10 protein-coding genes are annotated in these 6,145 nt (G+C 57.7%); 9 read left to right on the top strand and 1 reads right to left on the bottom strand.

The window, feature by feature from the left end:
• Positions 1-74: 74 nt before the first annotated feature.
• Positions 75-401, bottom strand: coding sequence for a nucleotidyltransferase domain-containing protein (locus QZ329_RS14605; protein ID WP_295753731.1), 327 nt, complete (start codon positions 399-401; stop codon positions 75-77).
• An 89-nt stretch (positions 402-490) separates the two neighbouring features.
• On the opposite strand from QZ329_RS14605, the gene QZ329_RS14610 reads away from it, so the two are divergent.
• The 9 genes from QZ329_RS14610 to QZ329_RS14650 all read left to right on the top strand — a co-directional run.
• The gene (locus QZ329_RS14610) at positions 491-754 is read left to right on the top strand and encodes a hypothetical protein (protein ID WP_295753732.1); all 264 of its coding nucleotides are present in this window, start codon (positions 491-493) and stop codon (positions 752-754) included.
• A gap of 60 nt (positions 755-814) precedes the next feature.
• The gene (locus QZ329_RS14615; RefSeq protein ID WP_295753733.1) at positions 815-2,455 is read left to right on the top strand and encodes a hypothetical protein; all 1,641 of its coding nucleotides are present in this window, start codon (positions 815-817) and stop codon (positions 2,453-2,455) included.
• Positions 2,452-3,126, top strand: a complete 675-nt coding sequence (locus QZ329_RS14620) for a hypothetical protein (protein ID WP_295753734.1) — start codon at positions 2,452-2,454, stop codon at positions 3,124-3,126. Before QZ329_RS14615 ends, QZ329_RS14620 begins: the two co-directional genes overlap by 4 nt.
• A gap of 455 nt (positions 3,127-3,581) precedes the next feature.
• Positions 3,582-3,791, top strand: coding sequence for a hypothetical protein (locus QZ329_RS14625; RefSeq protein WP_295753735.1), 210 nt, complete (start codon positions 3,582-3,584; stop codon positions 3,789-3,791).
• Between the two features lie 6 nt (positions 3,792-3,797).
• Positions 3,798-4,235: a hypothetical protein gene (locus QZ329_RS14630; RefSeq protein ID WP_295753736.1), complete on the top strand. Its 438-nt coding sequence runs from the start codon at positions 3,798-3,800 to the stop codon at positions 4,233-4,235.
• A gap of 71 nt (positions 4,236-4,306) precedes the next feature.
• On the top strand, positions 4,307-4,603 hold the full coding sequence (locus QZ329_RS14635; RefSeq protein WP_295753737.1) for a hypothetical protein: 297 nt from the start codon (positions 4,307-4,309) through the stop codon (positions 4,601-4,603).
• 8 nt (positions 4,604-4,611) lie between these two features.
• Positions 4,612-5,148, top strand: coding sequence for a hypothetical protein (locus QZ329_RS14640; RefSeq protein WP_295753738.1), 537 nt, complete (start codon positions 4,612-4,614; stop codon positions 5,146-5,148).
• A complete protein-coding gene (locus QZ329_RS14645; RefSeq protein ID WP_295753739.1) occupies positions 5,148-5,834 on the top strand; it encodes a hypothetical protein in 687 nt (228 codons plus the stop codon). The genes QZ329_RS14640 and QZ329_RS14645 overlap by 1 nt, the downstream gene beginning before the upstream one ends.
• A 4-nt stretch (positions 5,835-5,838) precedes the next feature.
• Positions 5,839-6,145: Rad52/Rad22 family DNA repair protein (locus QZ329_RS14650; protein ID WP_295753741.1), on the top strand; the 307-nt coding region annotated here is incomplete at its 3' end.

Consider the following 6,145-nt stretch of genomic DNA (forward strand, 5'->3'; position numbering starts at 1 on the left):
TTCTGTATCATTCCCTCATTATACTACTTTTCCCTCTATTGGTACAGTTTCTAATTTTGACCAAACGTTGTTGATCACGCAGCTGCATAAATCTTCCGCCTCTCTCGTTGTACAGATTCTCGAAAACCGATATCACTCTTATGACGAATTGGCTGTTCCAAAGCACTCACTGTTATCATGTCAAGTTCCTTCTCCAGGGCTTCCTCAAGGTCATTATATAGTCCGCCGATTGCAAAAAATCCAGAGAGGTCTGCGCCGCAAGTGTCTACCAGCAAATCAACATCGCTGTCCTCCCGGGCCTCTCCCCGGGCATAGGAGCCGAACACATATACGGCTTTCAACTTGTACTTTTCCGCCACAGGCCGCACGCGGCGGCTGATTTCTTCCAAAGTATAAACCATAAGACCGGCCTCCTTTCCGAAAAGCAGCAACCTTCTATATCTCTATTATACGCATTTTCTCCACAAATTCAAGCCAAGGATGTGAGTATATGAATCCCCTTTTGAAAAAGAAACCCGCAAAAGCCCCGCCGCCCAAGGCGAAGAAGAAAAAGCCCGCCGCCAAAAAGAACGGCCAGGAGAGGTTTTCCCTCAAGCGCCTGCTGATGGGCGAGGAAAAGCCGGACCTGACCGAGCTGGAATCCGGCTCCACCACCATCCTGGACATCCTCTCCCCTACCACGGTAGACACCAAGAGCCGGGACTATATCGTGGTGGACGGCGTGTACCACGCTTACCTCTATGTCACCGGCTAAGGCTACGCCACGACTGTCGGCTCCTGCTGGTTGGCCCCTCTGGTGGAGGCCGGGGAGGGCGTGAACCTCAGCTTTATCTTCAAGCGCCAGCCCAAGGACAAGATTCTCTCCAAGATCGCACAGACCACCATGGTCAACCGCTCCCGGATGCGGGACGTGGAGGACACCCGCAAGGACTTCGAGGAACTGGACAGCGCCATCAGCTCCGGCCTTTACCTGAAGGACGTGATGAACCGCCAGGGGGAGGACTTCTACTACATGCACACGCTGTTGGAGGTGGTGGCCGACGACCCGGAAACCCTGGAGCAGCGGGTGACGGCGGTGGAAAAGCTCTGCGTTTCCATTGACATGATCGCCCGGCGCTGCGACTACAAGAACGAGCAGGCGTTCCTCTCCGCTCTGCCGCTGCTGGCCTTGGACCCGGACGTGGAGCGGAAGTCCCGGCGCAATGCCCTGACCTCCGGCGTGGCGGCGGCGTTTCCCTTTGCCTCCTACGAGCTCAGCGACCGCAACGGCGTGTTCCTGGGGCTGAACCTCTATAACCGTTCTCCCGTGTTCCTGGACCCCTATGATGATTATAAATACACCAACGGCAACTGCTGGATCGGCGGTTCCTCCGGCGCGGGAAAGACGTTCACCCTCCAGTGCCTGGGCGGCCGCCTCCGGCAGCAGGGGCGGCGGGTCATTTTCATCGTACCCAAGAAGGGCCACGAGTTCCGTCCCCTCTGCGAACTTCTGGGCGGGCTGTACCTGCGGATGTCCCCCTCCTCCCGGGACTGCCCCAACATCATGGCGATTCGCCGCCGCTCCCTGGATTCCTACGCGGGCCTCCGGGATATGGCGGCCCGGGATGATTCCGTGCTGGCCGACAAGATTTCCCGGCTCATTATCTGGTACTCCCTCCAGAAGCGGGACCTCAGCGATGAGGATAAAAACTACCTGGATTCCTCCCTGGTGGAGTGCTACCGGCAGTATGGGATTACCTTCGACAATGACACCATTACCGACGAAACCGGGGCCTTTGTGGAAATGCCCATCATCGCGGATTGGTACAAGGTTCTGGCTGACAATCCCGAAACCAAGCATCTTTCCGTAGTCCTGGCCCGGTACGTCACCGGCTCCGCCTCCGCCATGGGACAGCGGAACGACATCGACCTGGACAACAAGTACATTGTCCTGGACACCTCCGGGATGCCGGACGACCTGCTGCTGCCCGGCATCTTCTGGGCCACGGACATCGCAAACGACCTCATCATGGACTCCCGAGAAGATCTCTCCGCCCTCATCGCGGACGAGCTGTGGAGCCTGGTGGGGGCCAACTCCAACCCTCTGGCGGCGGGCTTCGTCCAGGAGATGGTGAAGACCATCCGGGGCTTAGGCGGCATCGCCGTCACCTCCACCCAGGGGATGCAGGACCTGTTCGGCCTGGACGGCGGCAAGTACGGCAAGGGCATTCTGGATTCCAGCCGCATCAAACTGGTGATGCAGATGGAGGAACAGGAGGCCCGGCTGATTCAAGGCGTGCTGAACCTCTCGGAGGATGAAGTCCGGCAGATCACCCGCTTCCGCCGGGGCGAGGGCCTTCTCTGCATCGGCTACAACCATGTTCCCATCCAGTTCCACGCCACGGCGAAGGAGTACGACGCGATCACCACATCCCCCACGGACCTGCGGGCCAGGAGAAAGGCGGCGGAAGAATGAACAATATGAAAGAAGATATTACAAGGATGCAGCAGCTTGTAGGTGAGGCGTTCAGCGCCACCGGCACCCTCGCCGCCCTGGCGGACAGCGGTTCCCCGGAGAAGCTGCAAAAGGCCCTGGAGGAAGCCTCCGGGACCTTTGAGCGGTCTGCCCTGGAGCTGCGGCGGCTGTGCGAGAAGCACGCCCCCGGCGCGGGCGGCTACGGCAAGCGGCCGGTCCTGCCCCGGATGGAAACTGCCGGATTTGTGGAGCGGTTCGGCTGCGGCTGGCTCCATATCCAGCTCAATACCCTGCTGCCCCACTGCCGCTACCAGCCGTCGGAATGGCTCAGCGACACCATCCGCCGCCTGCTGGACGACTTCGAGGCCAGCGGACGGGAACCGCCGTTTTTCCAGAGGGCCCTGCTGGTCATTGAGGAGCATTGCGGCGTAGAGGGACGGCACATCTTTGATCAGGACAACAAGGGCTGGAAAGCGGTGTCCAACGCCATCAAGGGCAGGCTGGTCCCGGACGACGACCAGTTCACTTTGGCCCTGGCGATGCTGTCCGAGAGGAGCGAATTGAACGTCTGCCACATTACCCTGCTGGACGTAGCGGAAACCTCGGATTTCTTCGCCGCCCGCTCCAGCCACAGCAGCGCCGCCGCCTTCTATGGGGGCGGATGGGGGTAGGCAGATTCACCCTGATTTTAAGGCGTTTTTTATCTACCGCGTCAAAAGGATAATCTGCCTACTCCCACATTCCATCAAAACCTTGCGGCAGAATGGATTCCCCCTTTGCGGCGCGGTCCCTTTGAACGAGAAAACCTGTCATCTATGCGGGGGTGGGCAGACCAGCCCCGCATAGGAGCCCGTAAAGGGCGCCGAAATCGTTCTTTCGCCGGGACGGCGAAAGGGCGGTTCCGGCGCTGGCAGGAACTACCGCAAAAACTGCCGCACATACGAAAGAGGTGCCTTATGAAGCGTCTGACCATCATGCTCCTGGCGGTCCTGTTCTGCGGGGCCGCAGTTCTCACGAGTTCCCACAGCATCACGGCCGAGCCGAAAGCGGAGCCCCCGAGACGATCCACTACGCGGATATTTCCGGCGACTACGTGTTCGTTGCAAACCTCAGCGAAACAGAGCGTATGCTTCATTCTCTCCGGGACTATCTGGGGGATGACAGCATTGAGATTCAAACCGCCGTTCCCGACGATGCGGTTCGCTATGCTGAAAGAACCTGGGACCCATCGAAAGCTGTGTTGCTTTCCGGCGGTCCGGTCTACTGTGTGGAGGCATGGGACGTATTCAAAAACGGAGAGTTCCAAAAGACCACCTATCTGGCGGGGAGAATATGAGAGCTTATGCTGTTCAGTGTACGGGACATTGACACTCTGCGATTAGTCTGCTGGGGACAATATGTCATGCCGGATCGGCTGCTCAGCGTCATCAGCGAAACAGAGCTTCAAAATCTCATAAGCCTGGGCTTTATAAAATGCCATGAGAAAAGCGGTGCGGCAGTCCTTACGGCAAAGGGATTTTCGTTTTTGCAGAGGGTGTTCCCCTCCGGTATCCCGGTGCTGGCGCAGTCCTATCACAGCGCGGCCATCCAGCGGCGGCTCCGGCAGTCCATGCTGGCCTTGACCGCCTACCGTGGGGCCGTTGATATTTTCATCACTTCGCCGGAAGAACTTTCCCGCCCTCCGTCTCTCTTTCTGCCCACCATTACACGGGGGCACAGCATGAATCCCTGGCGTCTATTACGCAGAGCGGAAACGCTCTGCGGCAGATGTGAACTTTGAAAAGAGCGTTGAAAGCGCCCCGGCGAACTATGCCCTGAGCATGGTCACAATGGAGCGGATGGAGGACAGCCATGGAATTTGATAAGCGGCGTTTTATTCAGACGCTCCAGGATGTACCGGCGGAACAGCCCCTGCTGGAAACGCCGGAACACAGCGAGTATCTGCAAACGCATGTATTTGACAGGCTGTCGGACAAGGGAACTTTCAACCTGACGGAACTGGACTGGAACGCCTTTGACCTGCGGCACGTAACGCCGGTGAACTATGACCGGTCGTATGAACGGACGCATCTGGGGTGGCTCCAGGGAATCAACGCCTTCCTTCGCAAGACGCCTGCCGCCAGCCTGAATGAAAAGGGCTTTTTTTAGGAGGGCCTATGTACAACTATGAATATGAGGTGGATGTCCTCTTGTTCCTGCGGCTTGCGAAATACCTGCACAGTCAGGACCCCGCCGCTCTGGAGGAAATTTTGGCGATGTACGTAGACTTCGATCTGCCTTCCCTGTGTGAGCTTTGCGAGAGCATTGTCTGGGAGATATGCGCCAATGTCTTTTTTGACCAGGATGAAGAGTACGAGGCTGCCATCTGCACCTTCAGCCATCCGCTTATGGACCGCTTCTGCGCTTTGAGCGGGGAGTGGAGTTTTACCAGCGGTCAATCCGACGACGCCTGGCGGCGGAAACTCGGAGACATCGCGGAGTATTATCTGATGGGAACAAGCTACAGTGTCGGAAATATAGAGTGTTATCCAAGGAGGGATTCCGCGAAACTTCGGACATGGCTCTCCTCGGATTGTTATGATCCCGCTGAGTTCGGCAACAGCCTGGTGGATATGCTGCTTCATATCCAGCGGGAAAATGAGCGATTGGAAAGTCTGCTGAAAGAAGCGGGAACAAGAAAGGAGGCGGCGTGATGCCGGCGGAAAACAAGGACAATACCAGGGATATCGTTCTGCGGATATCACCCACAAGAAACACGCTGATGGTTGAGGAACGGAAGCTGGGCGGGGCGGTAGCCTATAAGGAAATCTCCCCCCTGGACCTGTACTTCGTCATCAACAACAGCTATACCAGCAGGGATTTTCTCAACAGCGGTTTTCTTCCGGAAAACTGCCTCCATGTTTCTATGAACAGTGTGGAGAGGCATTTTATTCTCTGGAATCCCGAGCTGCGGGCGGATATCACGTACCAGGATACGACGTACCCGGATTTCCCGCTCCCCAGGCTGGTCTTTGGCGTTCGGATGCTGGAGGACGGAAAGGTCGCGGAATGCTCCATCGGCGTGGCGGCGGATGAAACGCCCACGCCGGAGACTAGGATGTTCCGCTATCCCTTTTCCAATGTCTATACGAACGGGAAAGTATGTTCCGGAAACAACATCCTGCCCAGGTACCGGAAGCTGCAGGCCCTGAAGCATTTTCCCCGTTACCTGCTGGAACTGCCGGACAATGACGATATGTACAGCTCGGAGAACAACAAGCTGGGCCTGGGACACCTGGAACTGCTGGAGCACCTGAAAGGCAGGGACCCGGCGTACTACTATTCGGATATTCTGATCCCGAATGGCAATACGCTGTATGACTTTATCTGTGGGAGGTGACGCAATGGCGCAGAAAGACGCACGCACTATCCAGGCGGAGCTGGCAAAGCCCTTCGCCGCCGAGGACCTGGAGTGGCGGCTGCAAAAGACCTTTGAGGCCCAGGGCCGCATGACCGGCATCGCCGTCCCCTATGTGACCAACCGGGCCATCATGAACCGGCTGGACAGCGTGGTGGGGCCGGAGAACTGGTACAACGATTTCAAACCCTGGCACGCCGCCGGGAAGAAGGAGGCCCAGATCTGCGGCATCTCGATCCACTTCGAGGGCCGGGGCTTCATCACCAAATGGGACGGCGCGGAGGATTCGGACG

It is taken from the genome of uncultured Oscillibacter sp., from assembly GCF_910579365.1.
Taxonomy (GTDB): Bacteria; Bacillota; Clostridia; order Oscillospirales; family Oscillospiraceae; genus Oscillibacter.